The 24,337-nt window shown below is 64.5% G+C and carries 20 protein-coding genes; 11 read left to right on the top strand and 9 right to left on the bottom strand.

Going from position 1 to position 24,337, the window contains the following annotated elements; genetic code table 11:
- Position 1 precedes the first annotated feature (1 nt).
- Positions 2 to 1,291, bottom strand: coding sequence for an MFS transporter (locus tag JQ616_RS05760; protein WP_212012869.1), 1,290 nt, complete (start codon positions 1,289 to 1,291; stop codon positions 2 to 4).
- A gap of 245 nt (positions 1,292 to 1,536) precedes the next feature.
- On the opposite strand from JQ616_RS05760, the gene cyoA reads away from it, so the two are divergent.
- The 7 genes from cyoA to JQ616_RS05795 are packed head-to-tail and all read left to right on the top strand — an operon-like array spanning position 1,537 to position 8,448.
- Positions 1,537 to 2,703, top strand: a complete 1,167-nt coding sequence (gene cyoA, locus JQ616_RS05765; protein ID WP_212012871.1) for a ubiquinol oxidase subunit II — start codon at positions 1,537 to 1,539, stop codon at positions 2,701 to 2,703.
- Positions 2,704 to 2,713: 10 nt separating this feature from the next.
- Positions 2,714 to 4,717 (top strand): cytochrome o ubiquinol oxidase subunit I, encoded by a 2,004-nt coding sequence (cyoB, locus tag JQ616_RS05770; RefSeq protein WP_212012873.1) that lies wholly within the window; start codon positions 2,714 to 2,716, stop codon positions 4,715 to 4,717.
- On the top strand, positions 4,714 to 5,346 hold the full coding sequence (gene cyoC / locus JQ616_RS05775; protein ID WP_212012874.1) for a cytochrome o ubiquinol oxidase subunit III: 633 nt from the start codon (positions 4,714 to 4,716) through the stop codon (positions 5,344 to 5,346). The genes cyoB and cyoC overlap by 4 nt, the downstream gene beginning before the upstream one ends.
- Entirely contained in the window at positions 5,343 to 5,735 is a 393-nt protein-coding gene (gene cyoD, locus JQ616_RS05780; RefSeq protein WP_212012875.1) for a cytochrome o ubiquinol oxidase subunit IV, read from the top strand. Before cyoC ends, cyoD begins: the two co-directional genes overlap by 4 nt.
- A gap of 26 nt (positions 5,736 to 5,761) precedes the next feature.
- Complete coding sequence (locus JQ616_RS05785; protein WP_433995946.1) at positions 5,762 to 6,565, top strand: SURF1 family protein; 804 nt, start codon at positions 5,762 to 5,764, stop codon at positions 6,563 to 6,565.
- Between the two features lie 28 nt (positions 6,566 to 6,593).
- A complete protein-coding gene (locus JQ616_RS05790) occupies positions 6,594 to 7,922 on the top strand; it encodes an ATP-binding protein (protein WP_433995954.1) in 1,329 nt (442 codons plus the stop codon).
- A complete protein-coding gene (locus JQ616_RS05795) occupies positions 7,912 to 8,448 on the top strand; it encodes a response regulator transcription factor (RefSeq protein WP_212012877.1) in 537 nt (178 codons plus the stop codon). Before JQ616_RS05790 ends, JQ616_RS05795 begins: the two co-directional genes overlap by 11 nt.
- A gap of 96 nt (positions 8,449 to 8,544) precedes the next feature.
- On the opposite strand, the gene JQ616_RS05800 is transcribed toward JQ616_RS05795, so the two are convergent.
- From JQ616_RS05800 to JQ616_RS05825, 6 genes are all read right to left on the bottom strand, one after another.
- Entirely contained in the window at positions 8,545 to 9,765 is a 1,221-nt protein-coding gene (locus JQ616_RS05800; protein WP_212012878.1) for an MFS transporter, read from the bottom strand.
- 248 nt (positions 9,766 to 10,013) lie between these two features.
- A complete protein-coding gene (locus tag JQ616_RS05805) occupies positions 10,014 to 10,805 on the bottom strand; it encodes a CarD family transcriptional regulator (RefSeq protein ID WP_212012879.1) in 792 nt (263 codons plus the stop codon).
- 431 nt (positions 10,806 to 11,236) lie between these two features.
- Entirely contained in the window at positions 11,237 to 11,575 is a 339-nt protein-coding gene (fdxA, locus tag JQ616_RS05810) for a ferredoxin FdxA (protein WP_212012881.1), read from the bottom strand.
- A 218-nt stretch (positions 11,576 to 11,793) separates the two neighbouring features.
- Positions 11,794 to 12,078, bottom strand: coding sequence for an RNA-binding S4 domain-containing protein (locus JQ616_RS05815; RefSeq protein WP_212012883.1), 285 nt, complete (start codon positions 12,076 to 12,078; stop codon positions 11,794 to 11,796).
- A 20-nt stretch (positions 12,079 to 12,098) separates the two neighbouring features.
- Complete coding sequence (locus tag JQ616_RS05820) at positions 12,099 to 15,602, bottom strand: helicase-related protein (RefSeq protein ID WP_212012885.1); 3,504 nt, start codon at positions 15,600 to 15,602, stop codon at positions 12,099 to 12,101.
- A 633-nt stretch (positions 15,603 to 16,235) separates the two neighbouring features.
- Entirely contained in the window at positions 16,236 to 17,066 is an 831-nt protein-coding gene (locus JQ616_RS05825) for a DUF3108 domain-containing protein (RefSeq protein ID WP_212013161.1), read from the bottom strand.
- A 355-nt stretch (positions 17,067 to 17,421) separates the two neighbouring features.
- On the opposite strand from JQ616_RS05825, the gene rpmB reads away from it, so the two are divergent.
- The 4 genes from rpmB to JQ616_RS05845 all read left to right on the top strand — a co-directional run bounded on the left by rpmB (position 17,422) and on the right by JQ616_RS05845 (position 21,503).
- Entirely contained in the window at positions 17,422 to 17,730 is a 309-nt protein-coding gene (gene rpmB / locus JQ616_RS05830) for a 50S ribosomal protein L28 (RefSeq protein ID WP_095731635.1), read from the top strand.
- 195 nt (positions 17,731 to 17,925) lie between these two features.
- On the top strand, positions 17,926 to 18,855 hold the full coding sequence (locus JQ616_RS05835; RefSeq protein ID WP_212012887.1) for a DEAD/DEAH box helicase family protein: 930 nt from the start codon (positions 17,926 to 17,928) through the stop codon (positions 18,853 to 18,855).
- 859 nt (positions 18,856 to 19,714) lie between these two features.
- Positions 19,715 to 19,939, top strand: coding sequence for a hypothetical protein (locus JQ616_RS05840; RefSeq protein WP_212012889.1), 225 nt, complete (start codon positions 19,715 to 19,717; stop codon positions 19,937 to 19,939).
- A gap of 358 nt (positions 19,940 to 20,297) precedes the next feature.
- Positions 20,298 to 21,503, top strand: coding sequence for an ABC transporter substrate-binding protein (locus JQ616_RS05845; RefSeq protein ID WP_212012891.1), 1,206 nt, complete (start codon positions 20,298 to 20,300; stop codon positions 21,501 to 21,503).
- Positions 21,504 to 21,565: 62 nt separating this feature from the next.
- On the opposite strand, the gene JQ616_RS05850 is transcribed toward JQ616_RS05845, so the two are convergent.
- Both JQ616_RS05850 and JQ616_RS05855 read right to left on the bottom strand, forming a co-directional pair.
- Positions 21,566 to 22,528, bottom strand: coding sequence for an alpha/beta hydrolase (locus tag JQ616_RS05850; protein ID WP_212012893.1), 963 nt, complete (start codon positions 22,526 to 22,528; stop codon positions 21,566 to 21,568).
- Positions 22,529 to 22,557: 29 nt separating this feature from the next.
- Entirely contained in the window at positions 22,558 to 24,333 is a 1,776-nt protein-coding gene (locus JQ616_RS05855) for an NAD(P)-binding domain-containing protein (protein ID WP_212012895.1), read from the bottom strand.
- Positions 24,334 to 24,337 lie beyond the last annotated feature (4 nt).

The following is a 24,337-nucleotide window of genomic DNA, read 5'->3' on the forward strand; positions in this document are numbered from 1 at the left end:
ATCAGGCCTCCGCTTCGCGCAGGCCGCTCAGCCACAGCGCCAGCAACGTCCACACCGCGCCCGACAACAGATACGCGCCGGCCGAGATCAGGCCGAAATGCGTCGCCAGCAGCAGCGCGGCCAGCGGCGCAAAGCCGGCGCCGAACAGCCAGGCCAAATCCGAGGTCAGCGCCGAGGCGGTGTAGCGATAGTTGCGCGCGAAGTTCGACGCGATCGCGCCCGACGACTGGCCGAACGACAGCCCGAGCAGCACAAAGCCGAGCACCATGTAGATCGTCTCACCGAACGCGCCCGCGTCGAGCAGCTGCGGGGCGAAGCCGCTATAGACCGCGATCGCGACCGCCGAGCCGAGCAACAGCGGCTTGCGCCCGACGCGGTCGGCGATCATGCCGGAGGCTATGATCGCGGCGACCCCGACCATGGCGCCGATCATCTCGATGATGAGGAAGCGCACCGGGCTTTCCTTGGTGAACAGGAACACCCAGGACAGCGGAAACACCGTGACCATGTGGAACAGGGCAAAGCTCGCCAGCGGCGCGAACGCGCCGAGCAGGATGTTGCGGCCCTCCTGCGCGATGGTCTCACCGACCCGCGCCGGCTCCAGATCGCGGCTTTCGAACAGCTCTGAATACTCATCGGTCGCCACCATGCGCAGTCGCGCGAACAGCGCCACCACGTTGATGGCGAAGGCAACGAAGAACGGATAGCGCCAGCCCCAATCGAAGAAATCATCCGCCGAGAGGTTGCCGGCGAAGAACGCGAACAGCGCGCTCGCCACGATCAGCCCGAGCGGCGCGCCGAGCTGCGGTACCATCGCGTACCATCCGCGCTTGTTCGGCGGCGAATTCATCGCGAGTAGCGAGGCGAGCCCGTCCCACGCACCGCCCCAAGCGATACCTTGCACGACGCGCGCGGCGGCGAGCAGCCAGATCGCCGCCGCGCCGATCGTGTCGTAGCCGGGCAGGAAGGCGAGCGCGACGGTCGCGGTGCCAAGCAGGAACAGCGCGATGACGAGCTTGGCGGCCTTGCCGTGGCGACGGTCGACCGCCATGAAGATCACGGTGCCGAGCGGCCGCGCGGCGAAGGCCAGCGCGAAGATGCCGAAGGAGTAGAGCGTGCCGGTCAGCTCGTTGACGAACGGAAACACCAGCTTCGGGAACACGATCACCGAGGCGATCGCATAGACGAAGAAGTCGAAGAACTCCGAGGTGCGGCCGATGATGACGCCGATGGCGATTTCGCCGGGTTTCGCCTGCCCGTGACCTGATGCGGTCGGGGTGCCGTGAGCCATTGCTGGGGCCTGTGCCATCGCCGGAAAACCGTCCTTTGGGAGCATGATCCGGAAAAGTGGAAACCGGTTTTCCGAACCAATCATGCTCGAACTAGAAGAGGCCACGGGCAGACTTTGCCACGCGGTCCACCTCACCTTCTGACCTTCTATCCCGCAGTGCAACATTGGACAAATTGTCCAATGTCAACTTTGCTGCATCGCAGCTACCCCTTGGCCGAACTCATAAAATTCCAGTGGGGTGAGCCGTGCGCGCCTTGAAATTATTGGCCTTATTGCCGTTCGCGGCGCTCCTTGGCGGGTGCGATTTCGTCGTCCTGGCGCCAGCCGGCGACATCGCCGCCCAGCAGCGCGATCTCGTCGTGATCTCCACCGTGCTGATGCTGATCATCGTGCTTCCGGTGATGGCGCTGACGATCTTCTTCGCCTGGCGCTATCGCCAGTCCAATACCCAGGCACCTTACGAGCCGGACTGGGATCACTCCACCCAGCTCGAGCTGGTGATCTGGTCGGCACCGCTTCTGATCATCATCTGCCTGGGCGCGCTGACCTGGATGGGCACCCATCTGCTCGATCCCTACCGCTCGCTCGGCCGCATCGCCGCCGACAAGCCGATCGAGAGCAAGGACGCCCCACTCAATGTCGAGGTGGTCGCGCTCGACTGGAAGTGGCTGTTCATCTACCCCGATTACGGCGTCGCCGCCGTCAACGAGCTCGCAGCTCCGGTCGACCGCCCGATCCGCTTCCGCATCACGGCCTCCTCCGTGATGAACTCGTTCTACATCCCCGCCCTTGCCGGCCAGATCTACGCCATGCCGGGGATGGAGACGAAGCTGCACGCAGTCGCCAACAAGCCCGGCACCTTCCGCGGCTTCTCCGCCAATTACAGCGGCGCCGGCTTCTCCGGCATGCACTTCGAGTTCAAGAGCCTGTCGAATGCCGATTTCGACAAGTGGATCGCGACCGCCAAGGCGAGCTCCAACATGCTCGGCCGCACCGACTATCTGCAGCTCGAGCGCCCGAGCGAGAACGATCCGGTCCGGCTCTATCGCTCGGTCGATCGCGATCTCTACAAGGCGATCCTCAACATGTGCGTCGAGCCCGGCAAGATGTGCATGAGCGAGATGATGGCGATCGACGCCAAGGGCGGCTTGGGACGCGAAGGCTTCAACAACACGTTGCCGCTGACTTACGACAAATATGCCCGCCGCGGCGCGCCGCTCGGCTCCGAGCCCACCTTCGTCGCGGGCATCTGCTCGATGGACGAGATCAAGGATGCGCCGTCGCGCGAGGTCACCGCGCCGCTCGACCTGACGCCGCTGCGCGGCTTCGGGCTGAAGCGCCCGCCGTTCTCGCCGGCCCATCCGTCATCGACATCCTTGCTGCTCGGCCAGCGTCCGAAATCAGAGTCCTGAGGAGGACCGCATGAATCCCGATCTCGTCAAGATGATCTTCGGCCGCCTCAACCTGGAAGCGCTGCCGCTGCACGAGCCGATCCTGGTCGGCACCTTCGCGGTGGTAGCGACCGGCGGCCTCGCGCTGTTCGCGATCGTCACCTACTTCCGGCTCTGGACCTATCTGTGGCGCGAGTGGTTCACCACGGTGGACCACAAGCGCATCGGCATCATGTACATGATCCTCGGCATCGTGATGCTGCTGCGCGGCTTCGCGGACGCGCTGATGATGCGGCTGCAGCAGGCGATCGCCTTCAACGGCTCCGACGGCTACCTTCCGGCCCATCACTACGACCAGGTCTTCACCGCCCACGGCGTGATCATGATCTTCTTCGTGGCGATGCCGCTGGTCACCGGCCTGATGAACTACGTGGTGCCGCTGCAGATCGGCGCCCGCGACGTCTCCTTCCCCTTCCTCAACAATTTCAGCTTCTGGATGACGGTCGGCGGCGCGGTGCTGGTGATGATGTCTCTGTTCGTCGGCGAATTCGCCCGCACCGGCTGGCTCGCCTACCCGCCGCTGTCGAACATCGGCTACAGTCCAGACGTCGGCGTCGACTATTACATATGGGGACTACAGGTCGCCGGCGTCGGCACCACGCTATCGGGCATCAACCTGGTCTGCACCATCGTCAAGCTGCGCGCGCCGGGCATGACGATGATGAAGATGCCGGTGTTCACCTGGACCTCGCTCTGCACCAACGTCCTGATCGTCGCCTCCTTCCCGGTGCTGACCGCGGTGCTGGCGCTGCTGTCGCTCGACCGTTACGTCGGCACCAACTTCTTCACGAACGACTTCGGCGGCAACCCGATGATGTACGTGAACCTGATCTGGATCTGGGGCCACCCCGAGGTCTACATCCTGGTGCTGCCGGCATTCGGCATCTTCTCCGAGGTGACCGCGACGTTCTCCGGCAAGCGGCTGTTCGGCTACACCTCGATGGTCTACGCCACCGTCGTCATCACCATCCTGTCCTATTTGGTCTGGCTGCACCACTTCTTCACGATGGGCTCCGGCGCCAGCGTCAACTCGTTCTTCGGCATCACCACCATGATCATCTCGATCCCGACGGGCGCGAAGATGTTCAACTGGCTGTTCACGATGTATCGCGGCCGCATCCGCTTCGAGCTGCCGATGATGTGGACGGTGGCGTTCATGCTGACCTTCGTGATCGGCGGCATGACCGGCGTGCTGCTCGCGGTGCCGCCGGCCGATTTCGTGCTACATAACAGCCTGTTCCTGATCGCGCATTTCCACAACGTGATCATCGGCGGCGTGCTGTTCGGCCTGTTCGCCGGCATCAACTACTGGTTCCCGAAGGCGTTCGGCTTCAGGCTCGATCCATTCTGGGGCAAGCTGTCGTTCTGGTTCTGGGTCTCCGGCTTCTACTTCGCCTTCATGCCGCTCTACGTGCTCGGCCTGATGGGCGTGACCCGCCGGCTCCGCGTGTTCGACGATCCGTCCTTGCAGATCTGGTTCGTCATCGCGGCCTTCGGCGCCTTCCTGATCCTGCTCGGCATCGGCGCGATGCTGATGCAGTTCGCGGTCAGCATCCTCCGCCGCGAGCAGCTCAAGGACACCACCGGCGATCCCTGGAACGCGCGCACCCTGGAATGGGCGACCTCGTCGCCGCCGCCGGACTACAACTTCGCCTTCACGCCCGTGGTCTACGACAACGACGCCTGGTGGGACATGAAGCGCCGCGGCTACAAGCGCCCGCTGGGTGGATTCAAGCCGATCCACATGCCGTCCAACACCGGCACCGGCATCATCCTCGCAGGGTTCGCGACGGTGATGGGATTCGCGCTGATCTGGTACATCTGGTGGCTCGCCGCCGTCAGCTTCGTTGCGCTGCTCGCGGTCGCGATCGGCCACACCTTCAACTATCACCGTGACTTCCACATCCCGGCGGATGAGGTGGTGCGGACTGAAGATGCGCGGACACGCGTTCTCGCCGCGGGAGCCCAGACATGAGCGTAGCGACAACCATCACCACTCAAGACTCCGAGCCGATCTTCCACGTCGTCGACGAGCACGATCATCCGGAAGGCGCCAGCACCATGCTGGGCTTCTGGATCTACCTGATGAGCGACTGCCTCATCTTCGCGATGCTGTTTGCGACTTATGGCGTGCTCGGCGGCAACTACGCCGCCGGCCCGTCGCCGAAGGATCTGTTCGACCTCAAGCTCGTGGCGCTCAACACCACGATGCTGTTGCTTTCTTCGATCACCTACGGCTTCGCCATGCTGACGATGGAGAAGTCCAAGATCGGCCAGACCCAGCTCTGGCTCGCGATCACCGGTCTGTTCGGCCTCGCCTTCCTCGGCATCGAGCTCACCGAGTTCGCCCACATGATTCATGAGGGCGCCACGCCGCAGCGTAGCGCCTTCCTGTCGTCCTTCTTCACGCTGGTCGGCACCCACGGTCTGCACGTCACTTTCGGCCTGGTATGGCTGGTGACGCTGATGGTGCAGACCGCGCGCTTCGGCCTCACCACGGCCAACCGGCGTCGGCTGATGTGCCTCTCGATGTTCTGGCACTTCCTCGACGTGGTCTGGATCGGCGTCTTCACCTTCGTCTACCTCCTGGGAATGCTGCGATGACATCAGACTCTCACGCCTTGCACTCCGACACCCACGATCACGGTCATGACGACCATGGCGGCGCCGCCCATGGTTCGCTGAAGAGCTACCTGATCGGATTCGGCCTCTCGGTGATTCTCACCGCAATTCCGTTCTGGCTGGTGATGACCGGCGCGATCGCCGATAAGGCGGTCACCGCGCTGATCGTGCTGGTGCTCGCGGCGGTGCAGATCGTGGTCCACATGATCTACTTCCTGCACATGAACACGCGGTCCGAGAACGGCTGGACCATGATGGCGATGATCTTCACCGTGATCATGGTGGTGATCGCCCTGACCGGCTCGCTGTGGGTCATGCATCATCTCAACATCAACATGATGCCGATGCACGACATGAGCCAGATGCCGTGACGATGCGGTCCGCCAGACCATCGCTTGTGCTGCTCACGCTCGGCATGCTGGGCGTGGTGCTGCTGAGCGCGCTCGGCGTCTGGCAGATCGAACGCAGGGCCTGGAAGCTGGCGCTGATCGAACGGGTCGAACAGCGCATGCATGCGGCGCCGGTCGCGCCGCCGCCGCCATCGTCATGGCCGGCAGTCACGGCGGCGAGCGATGAATATCGCCGCGTCACCCTAAGCGGCACGTTCCTCAATGCCGAGGAGACTCTGGCGCAGGCCGTGACGGCCGAAGGCCCCGGGTTCTGGGTGCTGACGCCGCTGCAGATGGCCGACGGAACCACCGTGCTGGTCAATCGCGGCTTCGTTCCGCCCGACAAGCGCGATCCCGCGACACGACGCGACAGCGACCTCCAGGGTCCGGTCAGCGTCACCGGGCTGCTGCGGATGTCAGAGCCGAAGGGCGGCTTCCTGCGCAGCAACGATCCCGCGGCGGGCCGCTGGTATTCACGCGACGTCGCCGCGATCGCCGCCGCACACCGATTGTCGCACGTCGCCCCCTATTTCATCGATGCCGATGCGACGCCAAATCCCGGCGGCACCCCCCTCGGCGGGCTCACGATCGTGCGGTTTCCGAACAACCACCTGATTTACGCGCTGACATGGTTCGCGCTGGCCTTTATGCTGGCCGGCGCGCTCCTGCGCATCGTCGGTGGGAGCCGCGCCGGCGCTTCCGATCCAGGGTGGAGTTCAAGGCGCGCCGCCGTGCGCCGCCTGATCGGCGCAGCCCGCAATCTGTCTCGCGACCCAGGCCCAGATGCTCGAGCGCACATCGGATCCGCATGAGGAGAATGCCGCGACCGGCACGGCCGTGATGCCGTCCGCCGTGAGCCCGGCTGCCGGCATGCCGTTCGATCTCGCAAGCCCCGCCGATATCGCGACCAACCGCAAGAACATGGCCCTCCTGGTCCAGCTGCGCTGGATCGCCGTGATCGGCCAGATCGCCACCATCGGCTTCGTGCAGTTCTGGATGGGCGTCGCGCTGCCGTTGCTGCCGCTTGCGGCCGTGATCTTCGGGCTGGTGGCGCTCAATGTCGTCAGCCTGCTGTGGCTGCGCTACCGCGCCGACATCAACAACCGCGAACTTTTGGTCGCGCTGGCGCTCGACGTCGCGGCGCTGACCGCCCTGCTCTATCTTAGCGGCGGTGCCACCAATCCCTTCACCTCGCTCTATCTGCTGCAGGTGACGCTCGGCGCGGTGCTGCTCGATGCGCCCTCGACCTGGTCGCTGGTGGCGCTGGTCTGCATGAACTTCGCCTGGCTGACCAGCTATTACCGGCCGCTGGAGCTGCCGCAGCAGGGCTTTGCCGACGCCTTTAACCTGTATATCGCCGGCACTTTCATCGGCCTCGTGCTCGACGCGGTGCTGCTCGTCGTGTTCATGACCCGGATCAACCGCAATTTGCGCGACCGCGACCTGCGCCTCGCGGCGATGCGCCAGCACGCCACCGAGCAGGACCATATCGTCCGGATCGGCCTGTTGGCCTCCGGCGCCGCGCATGAGCTCGGCACGCCGCTCGCCTCGCTCTCGGTGATCCTGGGCGACTGGCGCCGGATGCCCGTGCTCGCTTCCGATCCCGAGCTGTCGCAGGACCTCGGCGAGATGGAGATCTCGGTGCAGCGCTGCAAGTCGATCGTGACCGGCATCCTGCTGTCGGCCGGCGAAGCCCGCGGCGAAGGCTCCTCGCCGACCACGGTCGCCGCGTTCCTGACCGCACTGGTGGAGGAATGGCGGACGACGCGGCCGTCGGCCACGCTGTATTTCCGCAACGCGTTCGGCGCTGATCTGGCGATCGTCTCCGACATCGCGCTCAAGCAGGCGATCTTCAACGTGCTCGACAATGCCGCCGAGGTCTCGCGCGAATGGATCGAGCTGATGGCCGAGCGCAATTCCGATAAGCTGCTGCTGTCGGTGAACGATCGCGGCCCGGGCTTCTCGCGCGAGATGCTTTCACATATCGGCAAACCGTATCAATCGACCAAGGGCAGCCCCGGCAGCGGCCTCGGCCTGTTCCTGGTAGTGAATGTCGTCCGCAAGCTTGGCGGCGTGGTGACGGCGCGCAACCGGCCGGACATCGGCGCCACGGTCAGGCTCGAGCTGCCGCTGTCGACGCTTGCGATCGGAGACCATCTTGACGGATGAACGCCAGCTTCTGATCGTCGAGGACGATTCCGGCTTTGCCCGCACCCTGAAGCGCTCGTTCGAGCGCCGCGGCTACGGCGTCGCCGTATCCACCTCGCTCGACGAGGTCCGCGAGCTGCTCGAGCAGCAGTCGCCCGGCTATGCCGTCGTCGACCTCAAGCTCGCCGGCGGCGCGTCTGGTCTCGCCTGCGTCGAGGCGCTGCATGCGCATGACCCCGAGATGCTGATCGTGGTGCTGACCGGATTTGCCAGCATCGCCACCGCGGTCGAATCGATCAAGCTCGGCGCCTGCCACTATCTCGCAAAACCGTCGAACACCGACGACATCGAGGCCGCATTCCAGAAAGCCGCCGGCAACGCCGCCATCGAGGTCGGTGCGCGGCCAACCTCGATCAAGACGCTGGAATGGGAACGCATCCACCAGACCTTGATCGAGACCGACTTCAACATCTCGGAAGCCGCCCGCCGCCTCGGCATGCACCGCCGGACGCTGGCGCGCAAACTCGAGAAGCAGCGGGTGAAGTAGCGCAGGCGAAAGGTTCTCACCGTCATCCCCGCGCAAAGGCTTCGCCTTTGCGCGGGGATGACGGTTGGGCTGCCTACGTAGCCCGGATGCAGGGCATCAAGCAGCGCTCATCCTGAGCGCACGCCGCGGCAGCAATAGCGGCGTCGTCAGCAGCAGCAGTCCGCTGAGCGCGACTGCCGCACGGACCCCCATGAGGCCCGCCAGCACGCCCCACAGCGCCGTCAGCACCGCGATCGTCGCACTGCTGGTGATGGCCCAGGCCGAGAGCACGCGCGCCGTCCGCTCCATCTCGATCTGGGCCAGCCGATAGGCCGCGAACACCGGAGTGAAGATACCGATGCAAGTGACGAGACCGAACTGAAGCACGAAGACGACGGCGATCCCCGCCGCGCCGTGCGGGATCAAGGCGAGGCCGAGCGACCAACACGCACGCAGCGTGCCTGCTGCGAGCAACACATTGTGCTGCCCAAACCGCGCGGCGAGAGAGGGCGCGAGCCGCGCACCGATCAGCCCGCCGATGCAAGGCGCACCGAAAGCGAGCCCGTATTGCCAGGGGGCAAAACCGAGATCGCGCAGCATCAGCACCGCTAGCAGCGGCGCCGTCGCCATGATCAGGCCGTTGACCAGCACGCTGTTGACGAACAGCAGGCGCAGCACGGGGTGCGCGAGGATGGTGCGCCAGCCCTCAATCAGCCCGGCCGCGCGTAAGCCCTGCGCCGGGCGCTGGGCGGGCGCGGGCTCGCTGCCGCCGATCCGGCGGATCGCCGCCGCCGAGAGCAGAAAGCTGATTGCGTTGGCGATCACGGTCACCACAGGACCGAGCACGCCGATCGCCGCACCGCCGAGCGGCGGACCGATCGCGGTTGCGGTCCAGGTCGTCGATTCAAACCGGCCGTTCGCGATCACCAGATCGTCCGGCCTGACCAGCGCCTTCAAGCAGGCGCCGCTCGCCGCTCGGAAAGCGATGTCGGCGGCCGCCATGATGACGGCGACGACGACGAGCTGCGCGAAGCTCAGCCGTCCCAGCACGAACGCGATGGGCACGCTGATCGTCGCGGCGAAACGAATGAGGTCCATCGCGATCATCACCGGCCGCTTGCGGCGAAATTCGATCCACGGCCCGAGCGGCAGCGCGACCGCGGCCCCGGCGAGCAGGCCGACCGACGCCAGCGCCGAGACCGCCTCCGGCGGTGCATGCAGCACCAGGATCGCAAGCAGCGGGAAGGCGTCGAACGCGATCCAGGTGCCGAACGTCGAGACCGCAAACGCGGTCCACAGCCAGTCGTAACCGCGCCCCAGCGACCGTCCTGCAAGCATGCCGCGCCCCTCGCTGGTTCCGCGAGATCGCCGCCAGCGGGCAACAGAAGGTTATGAGTCGCGGCAATCCGCCAAGCGGCGATTGCGGCAGGGGGACATGCAAGAGCAAGTTTGCCGGTGTTGCTCCGCACATTCGGATCGCCTCTCTCCTAGTGGGAGAGGTGAGCAGCGCAAGACGAGGGATTTCACTCCCAAACAAAAAGCCCGGTCTTGCGACCGGGCTTTTGTTTTCAATCCGTCGAACCCTTTCAGGCGGCTTCGTCTTCGACGGCGGTGTCGTCGCCATCGGTATCGGCATCCTCGCCGTCGGCATCGCCCTCGCCTTCACCCTCGAGTTCCGCCTTGGCGCCGCGGCGCGGGCTCTTGGCGAGCTGGCCTTCGATCTCCTTGATCGCCTCGGTCTCGGTCGAGTGCTGCACGACAGCGATCTCGCGCGACAGACGGTCGAGCGCCGCTTCATAGAGCTGGCGTTCAGAGTAGGACTGCTCGGGCTGCGATTCCGAACGATAGAGATCGCGGACCACCTCGGCGATCGCAACGATGTCGCCCGAATTGATCTTCGCTTCGTATTCCTGGGCGCGGCGCGACCACATGGTGCGCTTGACGCGGGCACGGCCCTTCAGCGTCTCCAGCGCCTTCTTGACGAGCGCCGGCTCCGACAGCTTGCGCATGCCGACATTGGCGACCTTCGCCGTCGGGACGCGCAGCGTCATCTTGTCCTTCATGAAGTTGATCACGAACAACTCGAGCTTGGCGCCCGCGATCTCCTGCTCCTCGATGGCCAGGATCTGGCCGACGCCGTGAGCGGGATAGACCACGAATTCATTGGCCTTGAAGCCCTGACGCTGGGTCACGACCTTCTTCGGCTCCTCGACGCGCGGCGCAGCGGCCGGCTTGGCGGCAACCTTCGGAGCAGCGGCGGGGACGGCAGCCTTCGGGGCGGCCGGCTTCGGCGCAGCAGCAGTTTTCGGGGCGACCTTCGCAGCAGCGGGCTTCGCAGCTGCCGCTTTCGCGGCAGTCTTGGCAGTCTTTTCTGGCATCACGCTTCTTTTGTTCTTTGAGGACTTTGCAGCCGCGGCCTTCTTGGCGCCCTTCACAGGCGCCTTGGCACGGCCCTTGGTTGCGCTGCGAGCAACGACAGCGGCTTTCTTTGTCGTCTTTGAAGCACTCTTTTTACGCGTTTTCTGTGACACAGCCTGCGCGCGGAAACTGCCACGCCCCTGTTCGATTGTTGCGGGAACCTCGAAGCCACAAGGTACGCATGGCAGGGGGTTCTTGGCCTGTAATGTGTCCGATATAGCACATTTTCCGCAAAAATCAATGGTTTACGCCCGATTCCGGGCATAACAGGGCATCCTCAGGTCATATGTCCGTCATTAGGGTTAAATCGGCGGCCGAACCAAGGCCGCCGCGGGTCGAAGCCCGCCCTTATCGGGGTAGTCCCGGACCGAAATCCACGGACGTCAGCGAATCAGTCGCCGCTGCCCGGATTCGGAGAAAAATATTTCTCGAACTTGCCGTCCTTGCCTTCCCACTCCTTGGCGTCCTCGGGCGAGTCCTTCTTCTGGGTGATGTTTGGCCAGCTCTTGGCGTAGTCGCGGTTGACCTCGAGCCACTTTTCCAGGCCCGGTTCGGTGTCCGGCTTGATGGCGTCAGCCGGGCATTCCGGCTCGCACACGCCGCAATCGATGCATTCGTCGGGATGGATGACCAGCATGTTCTCGCCCTCGTAGAAGCAATCGACGGGGCAGACCTCGACGCAGTCGGTATATTTGCACTTGATGCAGGCTTCAGTGACGACGTAGGTCATCCAAAACTCCGGAACGATCTATTTTTCTGGGGTTGCGTAGCGCAGGAATACCGGGGCCGCAAGGGAAGCGGCCCCCGAAAAACGCCAGTATTCTCACGCCACTGCCCGCCAGTTTTGTTGGGAGCATGATCCCCGGGCAAACGCTACGCGTTTGTCGCGAGGAAAACCGGACCCACTTTTCCGGATCATGCTCGCTCGGAATAGCAAGCGCTAGATAACTACTCCTTACCGGCTTGCAAATTGCCGGCCTGCAAATCCTCATACAGCACGCGCGCCGAGCTGGCATCGCCGCGCCGCTCGGCGAAGCCTGTTACCTTCAGCACGCGGACGCTGTTGTCGAGCGCAACAGTGACGACATCGCCCGCCTTCACCGCATGGCCCGGCGATTTCTCGCGATTGCCGTTGATCCGGACATGCCCTGATGCGACGAGTTCAGCCGCGCTGGTGCGGGCCTTCACGACCCGTGCGTGCCACAGCCATTTGTCGAGGCGCTGTCGATCCAATCGTTAGACCAAGGGTTGGACTATTCCTTTCGGCCCGCGAGCTGCTCCTTCAGGGCAGCGAGCTTGGCGAACGGTGAGTTCGGATCGATCGGCCGGTCGCGCTCGCGCGGTGCGCTCGAGGCGTAGGGCCGATGCGACGGACCGCCCTCGCGCTTGTCGCGGCCGCCCTTGCCGAAATCGCGGCCGCCACGGTCACGATCGCCGCGCTCGCCCTTGCGATCGCCGCCACCGAACTTGTTATCGCGACGACGCTCATTCTCGCGGTCACGACCCTTGCCCTCGAAGCGCTCGCGGCGCTGGCCCTTGTCATCCCTGTTGTCGCGGGCCTGCGCGCCATCGGCGGGCGCGGCCGACGGATCCGCCGGCGCGCCGGGACGCGGGGTGCGGAAATCCTGGTGACGGCGCGGACGGCGATGCTGCTCGCGCTTGGCCTCGCCCTCGCCGCCGCCTTCAGCGGCCTGTGCGCCCTCGGCGGGCTTACCCTGGTGGCGGCCACGGTTGCGATCGTGGCCGCGATGATGCGGACGGCGCTCGTCGGAGCGGCCACCGGGCCGCCAGACTTCGACCAGCTGCGGCTCGGCCGGCGTCTCCGCGGCAGCAGGAGCGGCCTCGGCGGCAGCTTCAGCGGGCGCAGCGTCAGCGCTTGCGGCCTCGGCGGGCGCTTCGGCAACAGCTTCAGCCGGCGTCTCTGCAGCCGCTTCCACGGCTGGCGCAGGCTCGGCTGCGGCTTCAGCAACCGGCGCCTCAGTAGCGGGTTCTTCGACAGCAGCCGCGGGCTCATCCACCGGCGCGGCACGCTCGGCCACCGCATCCTGATGGGTCTCGACCACGACCGGTGTGGCTTCGCTGGCGGCGACCGCGGCAAAGCCGACATCGGGCAGCAGCGCGGCCGACGGCGCGGGATCGCCGGACACCGGCTGATGATCGACCGCAGCCTCCGGCGCATCGGCCACCACCTCAGCGGCGGCATCGACCGGCGCGTCCACGGCGGCGTCAGACGTCGCCTCGGCAGCGACCGTCTCCGTGGTCTCGGCCGGCGCAGCCTCGACCGGCTTCGGCGGCAACGGCGGGCGGCGGTCCATGCGGTAGCCGAGCGCGCGCAGGATCGAGGCAAAGTCCTCGCCGGCGGAGCCGGTCAGCGAGGTCATCGCCTGGGTGACGACAAAGCCGCGGCCATCGAACGCACCGGCGGGCTTCTCGCCCGGCGAGGTCTCGCGCCAGGCCAGCGCCGGACGGATCAGGTCAGCGAGCCGCTCCAGGATATCGACGCGCACCGCGCGCTCGCCGCACTGGCGATAGCCGAGCACGCGATAGCCGTCGCGCGGCAAGGTCTTGTCGACCGGGAACGAGGTGCGGCCGCTACTCGCCAGATGCTGCACATTCGACAGCGCAGCCATGTCGACATTGTTTTGCTTTTCGGCCCACAGCAGCGAGGCCAGCGAGCGCGCCGCGGGCTTCAAGAGCTGCGGGAAATAGATGTGGTAGGCGCCGAACCGCACGCCGTATTTGCGCAGCGCCGCGCGCGACGGCTGGTCGAGATCCTTCATCTCGGTCGCGATCTTGCTGCGCTCGAGCACGCCGAGCGCCTCGACCAGCTGGAAGGCGATGCCGCGGGCGATGCCCTGGATATCCTCGGCCTTGGACAGCTCGAACAGCGGCCCGAGCAGCTTTTCGATATGCGTTTTGAGCCAGAGATCGAGCCGGGTCTGCACGGCCTCACGCGAGGCGCCGGTCAGCCGCTCGTCGGAAATGATGCGCAGCCGCGGATGCAGCGCGTCGTCGGCCGCGACCAGCTTGGCCACCGCATCGCCGGTCCAGCGGATGGTGCCGTCGGAGGTCAGCACGAACTGCTCGTCGGGGGCGGCGCCCAGTTTCTCGGCACGCGCATCGATCTCGCGCGCCAGCACCTGCTGGGCGGCGGCTTGCAGCGCCTTGGCGTCGCTGCCGGCCTCGGCCGCATCAGGTGCGAAGGTGAAACCATCGAGCCGGCCAATCACGTGGCCTTCCACGATCACTTCGCCGGTCTTGCCAATTTCCGTATTCAAAACTGAGTTCTCCCGCAGGCGGCGCATCAATACACTGGTCCGCCTGTCAACGAAACGCTCCGTGAGCCGTTCATGCAGCGCATCGGATAATTTATTTTCGAGGTCGCGCGTGATCCCCTGCCAGTGGTCCGGGTCGTAGAGCCAGTCGGGCCGGTTGGCAACAAAGGTCCAGGTCCTAATCTGCGCGATCCGGCCCGATAGCGTGTCGATATCGCCGTCGGTCCGGTTGGCCTGGTCGACCTGGGCGGCAAACCATGCGTCAGGGATACGCCCCTTTTGCATCAGGAAGCCATACAGCGTGGTCACGAGTTCGGCATGGGCGGCCGGCGACAGCTTTCGGTAGTCCGGAACCTGGCAGGCCTCCCAAAGCCGCTCCACCGCCTTGGCCCCATGCGCCCATTCGCGCACCTCGGCGTCGCGTGCGACATGTTCGAGCACCCGCAAATCCTCGGCCACCGGGGCCCGCGTCAGTGCCTCATGATTAGGCGTCAGCGCCAGCGACACCTGGAGCGCGCCGAGCGAGGAGAAGTCCAGCTTGGCGTTGCGCCATTGCAGCATCTTGACGCTGTCGAAGGTGTGGTTCTGCAGCGCATTGACGAGCTCCGGCTCGAACGGCGCGCAGCGGCCCGTGGTGCCGAAGGTGCCGTTGCGCGTGGCGCGCCCGGCACGGCCGGCGATCTGGGCGAATTCGGCCGGCGTCAGCCGGCGGAACTGATAGCCGTCATACTTGCGGTCGGAGGCGAAGGCGACGTGATCGACGTCGAGATTGAGCCCCATGCCGACCGCGTCAGTGGCGACGAGATAATCGACGTCGCCGTTCTGGAACATCGCGACCTGCGCATTGCGCGTGCGCGGCGAGAGCGAGCCCAGCACCACGGCCGCGCCGCCGTGCTGGCGGCGGATCAGCTCGGCGATCGCGTAGACTTCATCGGCGGAGAACGCGACGATTGCCGTGCGGCGCGGCTGCCGCGTGATCTTGCGGTCGCCGGCGAATTCGAGCTGCGAAAGCCGTGGCCGCGTGACGATCGACGCGCCCGGCAGCAGCCGCTCGATGATCGGCCGCATCGTCGCAGCACCCAATAGCAGCGTCTCGTCGCGGCCGCGGCGATTGAGGATGCGATCGGTGAAGACGTGCCCGCGCTCGAGATCGGCGGCGATCTGGATCTCATCGACCGCGAGAAACGACACATCGAGATCGCGCGGCATCGCTTCCACGGTCGAGACCCAGAAGCGCGGCGCCTTCGGCTTGATCTTCTCCTCGCCGGTGACCAGCGCGACATTATCGACGCCGGCGCGATCGACGATCTTGTTGTAGACCTCGCGCGCCAGCAGCCGCAGCGGCAGCCCGATCAGGCCGGACGAATGCGCAAGCATGCGCTCGATCGCAAGATGCGTCTTGCCGGTGTTGGTCGGCCCCAGCACCGCAGTGACACCAGCACCGGGCACGCGGTCATTTCCGAACGAAGTTGAGAAAACCATTTTTTGCAGGTGTTTCTTGTTAGGGCGTGTCGCGCGGATGCGCGCCTAGGAAGTCACCTCGCCCCGCGCGCGGGGAGAGGTCGGCGCATCGCGCCGGGTGAGGGGGACCATCCGCGAGCGTGCTTGTGGTGAGAGCCCCTCACCCCGACCCTCTCCCCGCAAGAGCGGGGCGAGGGAGAACATGCAGCGCGCTCTTCCAATATCGTCACTCCGGCGCGATCCAACAACGGCATCGGATTCACGCATCCTTTCGCAAAATCTGTCTCACAATGCGACGCTTCCTGCGCCGCCCTTAAGCTTCGGAACGAGTCTAGAACGAATCGCGGCCGAATCGCTGACTCCCTTCCGGGCCTGAAACGTTCACCGCAACATCTCGGGTAGACCCTACGGCGGCGGCACTAGATCAAGTTTGAGAGGGCTCCACAAGCAGAGGATATGCGGACTGAATTCCTTAAGTTCCAGAGGTGGGCGAGTCGAATCAGAAGCGAACAAGAGTCAACTGGATTCCGGTGACGTTTGTTGCACCACTCGTCATGCCCGGGCTTGACCCGGGCATCCATCGACCAAACAAACCTCTCTCGAAACGGATGGATTGCCGGGTCAAGCCCGGCAATGACGAGGTTGCGCTATCTGTTACTGCGTCTTCGCCACGCGCGGCGGCGCGGCTGTGGTGACGAACGAGGTCGCTTCCAGCATGGCCTGGCCGAGCGGGGTCGGGATCGTCATGCGGAACGGCACCAGCAGGCGGGTGCCGGCGATCGGCACGAAGGCGATCTCGATGTTGCGCTGGGCGGCGAGGTATTTGATCACGGGGCGATCCGGGATGTAGCCCGAGATCGGCACGAAATAGAGCGCGCAGACCAGCGCCGGGCCGTGATAGCCGCGCTCGGCCTTGACGATCTCGACCCGCTTGAAATCGAGCTTGAGGTCGTAGCGCATGCGGCCGTCGAACACGCCGGCGCCGGTGCGGCAGACATCCGGGCTCATCAATTCGGCATTGCCGGGCGCGCGCAGGAACGAGCCGGTCATCGGATCGAACACGTTCTTCTTCTGCGCGTCGGTCACCGGCAGGCGGTCGGCATCGACCGGCGGCTCCGGCTCGATCGCGGATTCCTTGATGCCGCCATTGGCGAGCACCATCCGGATCGTCTCGGATTTCTTCGAGGTGGTGGTGGTCGCGGTGTAGGAGGCGGCCGCCAGCGTCCCGTTGACGACGCGGCCCTGCGAGGCGCCCGAGCCCGAACCGCCGGAAAACGCCTTCAAAAGCCCCGCGGTGCCGCCCTGGGCCGAGGCCGAGAAGCTGTCGTCGCCGATTTCGATGGTCCAGGAGCCCTTGCCGACCGGGATACCGGCCAGGGTGGCCTCATACTGGGCGTCGAGCCGACCCTGCGCGCTGGCGCGCTCGGCACAAAACAGCAAAAGGGCACCGGCGCACAGGCCGAGGAGCCGGCCGAGCGGGGGCAAAATGGCAATGGCGGTCGTCACTTAACCTACCTGACGGTCCTGCTATCGGCGCTTGATCCGTTGTCCATTTTCTAGCAGCACATCGGCCGGACAACACGCGCGTCTCTTATGGAACCAAGACTTGCAGCCGAATACGCCCTTTATATGGTTGCCATTTCAGCCGTTAAGTGGCTGGAACGGCTTATGAACCGGCATTCTCCGATACCGCCATGCGGCGATATAATCTTGACGCTTCGGTGATCTGCCCCTATACACCCGCGGTTCCTGGAAAATGGACGCGAATTCAAAACCCCCGCGCGGGCCGTGTGATTGCACGCCTGGCAGAGCGGCGGGGATGCAATAAGGATTTTGTAAGATGTCCCGGCGCTGCGAACTGACGGCCAAGGGCCCCCAGACGGGCCACAAGGTGAGCCACTCCAACATCAAGACCAAGCGGCGCTTCCTGCCGAACCTGGCCAACGTGACCTTCATCTCGGATGCGCTCGGCCGCAACGTGCGCCTGCGCGTCTCGACCAACGCGCTGAAGAGCGTCGACCACAATGGCGGCCTCGATGCCTACCTGCTCAAGGCCAAGGCCGACGTGCTCTCGCCCCGCGCCCTCGACCTGAAGCGCGCGATCGAGAAGAAGATCGGCAAGCCGGCACCAGTGAAGAAGGCGAGCTGAGCGAGACTGCGAAAGCGGAATTCGCGGAGAGTTTTGAACGGCCGGGTCGATGACCCGGCCGTTTTCGTTTTGTGACGTATCGTCACAGCGCAATGCGACCATCGGAGAAGTAAGCCAACCCTATGCTGCCGACTAGCTACCCGCTATGATCGCAAGAAAGAGAACACTCAACTGCGATGGGGAAGGGGAAAAGGATTGGCTGTCAATGTCGAAGAGCTGAGGGAGATCGCGGCTCAGCGCGATCGTTATCTGGGGCAGCTCAATCGTCTAAAGAAGCTCGGCAAACAAACAACTTGCGTGGAAGCCGCTGTTTCTAGCGCGTGCGAAACGTTGAATGCGGGCACGACTTCGTTTGTCATCTACGGCGAGCCGCAGAGCGGCAAGACAGAAATGATGATCTGCCTTACCGCGAAGCTACTCGACGATGGAAACCGCGTTATCATTCATCTGTTGAACGACAGTGTTCAGCTTCTTCAGCAGAACCTTGACAGATTTCAGCGATCAAATTTGTCGCCAGCCGCACGCAACTTCTCTGACGTCATCGACCCCGACTACTCGTTCGCGAGTGGGTTCCATGTCGTCTTCTGCAAGAAGAACGCTAGCGATCTCGCGAAGCTGAATCAAAAGCTAGAACGCGTGCGCGAGAAGGTCGTAATTGACGACGAAGCCGACTTCGCGACTCCGAACGCGCTTATCAACAAGGGTGACGTAACCCGGATCGGGACTGAGACAAGCGACCAACAAGCCCGCAATGACGACGTCATTAAGCGCATCATTTCGGATCTGAGATTGAGCCCTCGCTTATCTCCAAGACATGAGGCCGTGCTTGCTCATTATATAGAGGACATGCGCTTGTCCGTCGCAGAAGCTGCACGTGTTCTCAAGCCAGGAGGTAAGGCGATTTACGTAGTGGGGGAAAATACGGTCCGAGGCACCTTCATTCCCAACGCGAAGATCGTATCTGCGGTCGCCGAGAGAGCCGGCCTAAGCAGCGAGACACGACGCACTAGAGTGCTGCCGGCTAACCGCCGCTATCTTCCTCCTCCATCCACGCGCAACGGCCAAGAGTCGCTCGATGGGCGCATGCGCCGAGAGGTGATCTTGTCATTTACCAAGCCTGACTAGACGCGGTACATGCGCCGCCGCCACGCCAAAATCGAATTTCTGGCGCAATTCCTCGCAAAGAAAATATTCCTCTTCCATGAGCCCCCAACTCACGGGTAAAGGCAACGCGCCTCGCCTTCTCTGAGAGGGGTGTATCGCGTTCGTCACGGACGTTGGGTGCGGGATGCGGTGGACGCGAGAGGTGCGCGAGACGAGCGCGCCGCGTCGCAGACGATGAAAGCGTGTGGTCCTGACGCCCTAGTGGCAGGTGTCCTCGCGCGGGGCGCGCAAGCGTCTTGCGAAGTCGGTGACAAGCAAGCCCGGTCTCGCCGAAGAGAACAGTGGATTCTTCTTTGAGCGATTGCGCGTGAAGTAAAATCATCCATCACGCCGCATGAAGAGAGATGGATTTCTTCGTCGCTGCACTCCTCGCAATGACGGCGTCCGCGAAGGACGTACCGAGCAATGACAGCTGCCGCCAATGACAGCGGTGTCATTGCTCGCCGCAGCGCGAATCTCTGCCGATGCGCGGGGTTGCGTGAAGAAACACTTAACGCGCCCGCCTTTACCCACATAGAAACCCTATAAATAAAGGCAAAAGCGGCTTCTCGCGTATCCATTAATCACAACATCACTGCGCGTCATCACGAGCGCATGAGGCGCATGCAAAACGCCACGATCTCTTCCAGATATTAGTGTGCAAACAAGCCGTCCGACACGAATGCGATTCGCTTGCGGCCACGCCGCATCGTCTCGAACACCGTGACGGACGTCACGGCCGGTACAACTGATTGTGAGGCATGTGCGCCGCACTCTTGGGAAGAAGCCTGGCCGTTCCTACATCACGTCCAAAGAACGACCCCGATAAAGGAATTGATCAATGCAAGTTCGCGCACTCGATACGCGCGGAAGACTGGTGCCTGCGATTGCAACCGCCGCCGTGGCGGTGCTCGCGACGGCCGCCCTCGTCGTCCTCGAATTCAGCCCGCCCCGCAATGTGCGAACGGGCGAGCCCGGCATGATCACCTCCGCCGCCGCCAGCCGCGCCGGCGCCACCGTGCTGCCGACCGATCCGGTGACGACCGGCAGCGTGCGGTATCGCTGAGTTAGAGTTCTCCCTCGCCCCGCTCTTGCGGGGAGAGGGTCGGGGTGAGGGGCTGCTTCCACCAGCAGTGAATTGAGTTAGACCTGTACCCCCTCACCCGGATCGCATCTTTCGATGCGATCCGACCTCTCCCCGCAAGCGGGGCGAGGTGAGAAGCGCCCCGAGAGATTTTCATAATCATTCCACATCACGGCAGGCCAGCGCACACTCGCTGATTTTGGCGGCCTGATATTACCCCGGCCATCGCCCCCGCCGCATTTTCGCATCCCTGCCCCGGCGTCTCGCCACAAGCCTGCTTCCCCCGACCTCACGTAAGCTTGCCCCTGCGAACAACAAAAAACGCACAGGGAGGCTCACGATGATCTGGAAGGCCATTACGGCAGCCGCAGCGCTTGCGCTCGCGACACAGGTGCACGCCGCCGAGAAGAAATACGGCACCGGCGCCAGCGACACCGAGATCAAGCTCGGACAGACCTCGCCATTCTCCGGCGCGGCATCGGCCTACAGCGTGATCGCGAAGACGCAGGCCGCCTACTTCAAGATGATCAACGACCAGGGCGGCGTGAACGGGCGCAAGATCAACCTGATCACGCTCGACGACGGCTACTCGCCGCCGAAGACGGTGGAGCAGACCCGCAAGCTGGTGGAGCAGGAGGAGGTCGCCGCGATCCTCAATCCGCTGGGCACGCCGACCGGCCTTGCCGTGCGCAAATATCTCAACGACAAGAAGGTGCCGCAGCTGTTCGTCGGCGCCGGCGCCACGCTGTGGGGCGACTATCAGCATTATCCGTGGACGATCGGCTTCCAGCCGTCGTACCAGGCCGAGACCGCGGTCTACGCCAAATATGTGCTGACCCAGAAGCCGGACGCCAAGATCGCGCTGTTCTACCAGAACGACGATGCCGGCAAGGACTACGGCAACGGCTTCAAGAAGGGACTGGGCCCGGAGAACACCGCCAAGATGGTGGTGGCGGAGACGACCTATGAATCGACCGATCCGACGGTCGACAGCCAGATCGTGAAGCTGAAGGCCTCCGGCGCCAACGTGCTGTTCATGCACGCGATCCCCAAGCAAGCGGCGCAGGCGATCAAGAAGATCGGCGAGATCGGCTGGAAGCCGGACCTGTTCTTCCTCGCGGCGACCTCGACCTCCGTGTCCTCGGTGCTGAAGCCGGCCGGCTTCGAGCATTCCAAGGACATCATCTCGTCCTACTCGCTGAAGGATCCGAACGATCCGCAGTGGAAAGCGGACCCGGACGTGATCGCCTGGCAGGACTTCATGAAGAAGTATTTTCCGGACGGCAATCTGCAGGACCAGCTGATCGTCTACGGCTACGTGGTGGCGGAGGCGACGGTGCAGGTGCTGAAGCAATGCGGCGACGACCTCACCCATGAGAACATCATGAAGCAGGCCGCCAACCTCGACATCGCGCTGCCGATGTTCCTGCCCGGCATCAAGGTGAAGACCTCGCCGACCGACTACTTCCCGGTGGAAGCAATGCGGCTGCAGAAGTTCAACGGTGAGACCTGGCAGCTGTTCGGCGACACGATCGGGAATGATTGAGGGGGTTGCTGAGCGCGAAACCATCCACACCGTCGTCCCGGCGAAGGCCGGGACGACGGTGGTTAGACTCCCCGCTCCAACAACACCTTGAAATCCGCCCGCGCCCGCTGCGCCTCGGCGCGCGCGGCGTCCGACGCATCGCCAAGCCCGAAATAGCCGTGAATGAGCCCCTCGCCCGTATGGTACGCGACCTGCACGCCCGCCGCCTGCAACGCCTTGGCGTAGGCATGGCCCTCGTCGCGCAGCGGGTCGAACCAGGCGGTCGTGACCACAGCCGGCGCCACACCCGCGAGAGACTTCGCGCGCAGTGGCGAGACGCGCCAGTCGGACCCTTGCGCCTTGTCCGCGAGATAATGCCCGGCGAACCACTGCATCGTCGCTAGCGTCAGGAAGTACCCTTCCGCATTCTCTTCACGTGACGGAAATTTGGCGTTCTCGCCTGTATCGGCAAAACTGCCGACCACGTCGGTGACGGGATAGACCAGCAGCTGCCCGGCGAGCTTGATGCCGGCGTCGCGGCAGGCCAGCGCCGTGGTGGCGGCAAGATTGCCGCCAGCGGAATCGCCGGCGACACCGACGCGCGAGAGATCGCCGCCAAAGTCTTTGATGCGCGCGACGACGTCGCGGATCGCGGCGAACGCATCCTCGAACGCGCCGGGAAAGCGCGTCTCCGGCGGGCGGCGGTAGTCGACCGAGATCACGACCGCGCCGGTCTCGATCACCAGGTTGCGCGCCTGGCGGTCATGGGTCTCGAGATCGCCGGCGACCCAGCCGCCACCATGGAAGAAGATCACGGTCGGCGCCGTGCCGCTGCCGCTCCGATAAAGCCGCGCGCCGATCTTGCCCGCGGCGCCCTGCACTTCGATATCCCGCGCGACGTCGACGGGCGGCGGCGGCACCGCCTTGCGCGCCTCGGCCAGCGCGCGCAGCGAATCGCGGCAACTCTGCGGCGTCATGGTCGAGGGATCGCGCAGCGGCAGCAGGGGGATGATTTTTTCGATGACGGGGTCGAGCGGAAGCGGCATGGGAGTCCTTCAGGTCAGGTGCTTGCAATTCAGGTGAGGTGCTTCGAAAGCGTGCCGGCCTCGATCGCGGCGATTTGCAAAGCGATGAAGCGGCTGTAGATGCGAGCCTGCGAGAACGCGCCGCCGGTGAACCAAAGGCCGGGCTGCGGCGTGCGCGTCCACATGTTGCGCAGCTCCTGTGTCGCCTCGTCAAAGCCCCAGACGCGACCGACGCGTTCGGCGACGTCGTCGCCGAACAGTTGGCCGACCAAATGGGCGGGGCCCTTGTAGCCGGTCGCGAGCACGAACAGCTCGGCGGCGAGCGACGTGCCGTCGCTGAGCGCGAGGCCGGTGGCGGTAAAATCAGCGATGTCGGCGGCCTGGATCAGGCGGATCCTGCCGTCGGCGATCAGCTCGGAGCAGCCGACGTTGAAATAATAACCGCCGCCGCGAGAGCGGAATTTCAACGGCCAGCCGGTGCCGTCCTCGCCGAATTCGAGGCGGAAGCCGGCGCGCTCCAGCCGCGACAGCAACGGCGCATCGAGCCGCTTCACCTCGTCGGTGATGATCTTGTGCGCGATCTTCATCACCGGCAGCGGCACGCCGGAATTGAGGATGTCGCGCACCTCGATCGGCGGGCCGTCGCCGAGATAGGTCTTGTCGTAGAGCTGCGCCGGCTCGACATTGACCACCATGGTCGGGCTGCGCTGGATCATGGTGACGTCGGCGCCGGCGGCGTGCAGCTCCTGGCAGATGTCATGCGCGCTGGTGCCGGTGCCGAACACGACCACCGAGCGCCCCGCCCATTCGCGTCCCGCCGCGAAGGCGCTGGAATGCAGCACTTGGCCGCCGAAGCGTTCGATGCCGGGGATGGTCGGGATATTCGGCGTGCCGCTGACGCTGGTCGCGAGCACGATATGTTTCGGATGGAGCGTGCGCGGGCCGTCGCTCCGTTGCAGCGTCACGGCCCAGCGCTGCGTCGTGTCGTCATAGCGCGCGCCTTCGAACGAGGTTTCGGTCCAGAAGTCGAGCTCCATGATGTCGACATAGCTTTCCAGCCAGTTCGCGATCTGGTCCTTCGGGATGTAGTCCGGAAAGCTCAGTGGGAACGGCAGATAGCGAAACAGATTGACCGGCGTCTTGTTGTGCAGCTTGAGGCCGCGATAGCGCAGCCGCCAATTGTCGCCGATGCGGCGCTCGCGATCGACGATCAGCGCATCGAGCCCGATCCGCTTGCACTCGACGGCGGCCGCGATGCCGGCATGACCGCCGCCGACGATCAGCACATCGGGCTCGCGGTCGGCATAGGCGCGCGAGGCCTGACGCTGCTCCAGCCAGTCGGGTGCGGCGAAATCGCGGGCGTGGGATGCTTCGCTGGCGCGATGGGCGCGCGCATCGCAGATGCGGTTGAAGTCGAGCATCGCCGAGACCGTCCACGCCACGGAATTTCCGCCGCTGTCATGCACCAGGCGGACCGCGCCGGTGCCGGGCCCGTTCGACGTGTCGAAGCTGAAGACAGCCTCGATCACCTCGCGTCCGGCCACCACGGCGCGCCGCGGGTTCAAGGCGTGGTCATCGATGCGAAATCCCCGCGCGCTGACAGCGGCAGTGCGTTCCAGCAGCTCGGTAACGACGCGCTGCCGCCCGCTGAACGTCGCAAAATGCCAGGAAATGCCGAAGATGTTGCGCCAATGGCTCTCGGGCGCGAACAGCGCGGCAACAGCGTCAGGAGAGCGGCTCGCGAGCGCCGCATCGAGCGCGCCGATCCATCGCTCGGCAACGAGTTCAGGCACGTCCTCCGCAGCCGGGTTCAGTTTGTCCAGCATCGTG

The sequence above is a fragment of the Bradyrhizobium tropiciagri genome, from assembly GCF_018130545.1.
Lineage (GTDB): Bacteria > Pseudomonadota > Alphaproteobacteria > Rhizobiales > Xanthobacteraceae > Bradyrhizobium > Bradyrhizobium tropiciagri_A.

Coding starts and splice junctions, on each gene's coding strand:
- JQ616_RS05760 (WP_212012869.1), bottom strand. CDS start 1,291: ATGGCTCACGGCACCCCGACCGCATCAGGTCACGGGCAGGCGAAACCC.
- cyoB (WP_212012873.1), top strand. CDS start 2,714: ATGAATCCCGATCTCGTCAAGATGATCTTCGGCCGCCTCAACCTGGAA.
- cyoC (WP_212012874.1), top strand. CDS start 4,714: ATGAGCGTAGCGACAACCATCACCACTCAAGACTCCGAGCCGATCTTC.
- cyoD (WP_212012875.1), top strand. CDS start 5,343: ATGACATCAGACTCTCACGCCTTGCACTCCGACACCCACGATCACGGT.
- JQ616_RS05790 (WP_433995954.1), top strand. CDS start 6,594: ATGCCGTCCGCCGTGAGCCCGGCTGCCGGCATGCCGTTCGATCTCGCA.
- JQ616_RS05800 (WP_212012878.1), bottom strand. CDS start 9,765: ATGCTTGCAGGACGGTCGCTGGGGCGCGGTTACGACTGGCTGTGGACC.
- JQ616_RS05805 (WP_212012879.1), bottom strand. CDS start 10,805: ATGCCAGAAAAGACTGCCAAGACTGCCGCGAAAGCGGCAGCTGCGAAG.
- fdxA (WP_212012881.1), bottom strand. CDS start 11,575: ATGACCTACGTCGTCACTGAAGCCTGCATCAAGTGCAAATATACCGAC.
- JQ616_RS05820 (WP_212012885.1), bottom strand. CDS start 15,602: ATGGTTTTCTCAACTTCGTTCGGAAATGACCGCGTGCCCGGTGCTGGT.
- rpmB (WP_095731635.1), top strand. CDS start 17,422: ATGTCCCGGCGCTGCGAACTGACGGCCAAGGGCCCCCAGACGGGCCAC.
- JQ616_RS05840 (WP_212012889.1), top strand. CDS start 19,715: ATGCAAGTTCGCGCACTCGATACGCGCGGAAGACTGGTGCCTGCGATT.
- JQ616_RS05845 (WP_212012891.1), top strand. CDS start 20,298: ATGATCTGGAAGGCCATTACGGCAGCCGCAGCGCTTGCGCTCGCGACA.
- JQ616_RS05850 (WP_212012893.1), bottom strand. CDS start 22,528: ATGCCGCTTCCGCTCGACCCCGTCATCGAAAAAATCATCCCCCTGCTG.
- JQ616_RS05855 (WP_212012895.1), bottom strand. CDS start 24,333: ATGCTGGACAAACTGAACCCGGCTGCGGAGGACGTGCCTGAACTCGTT.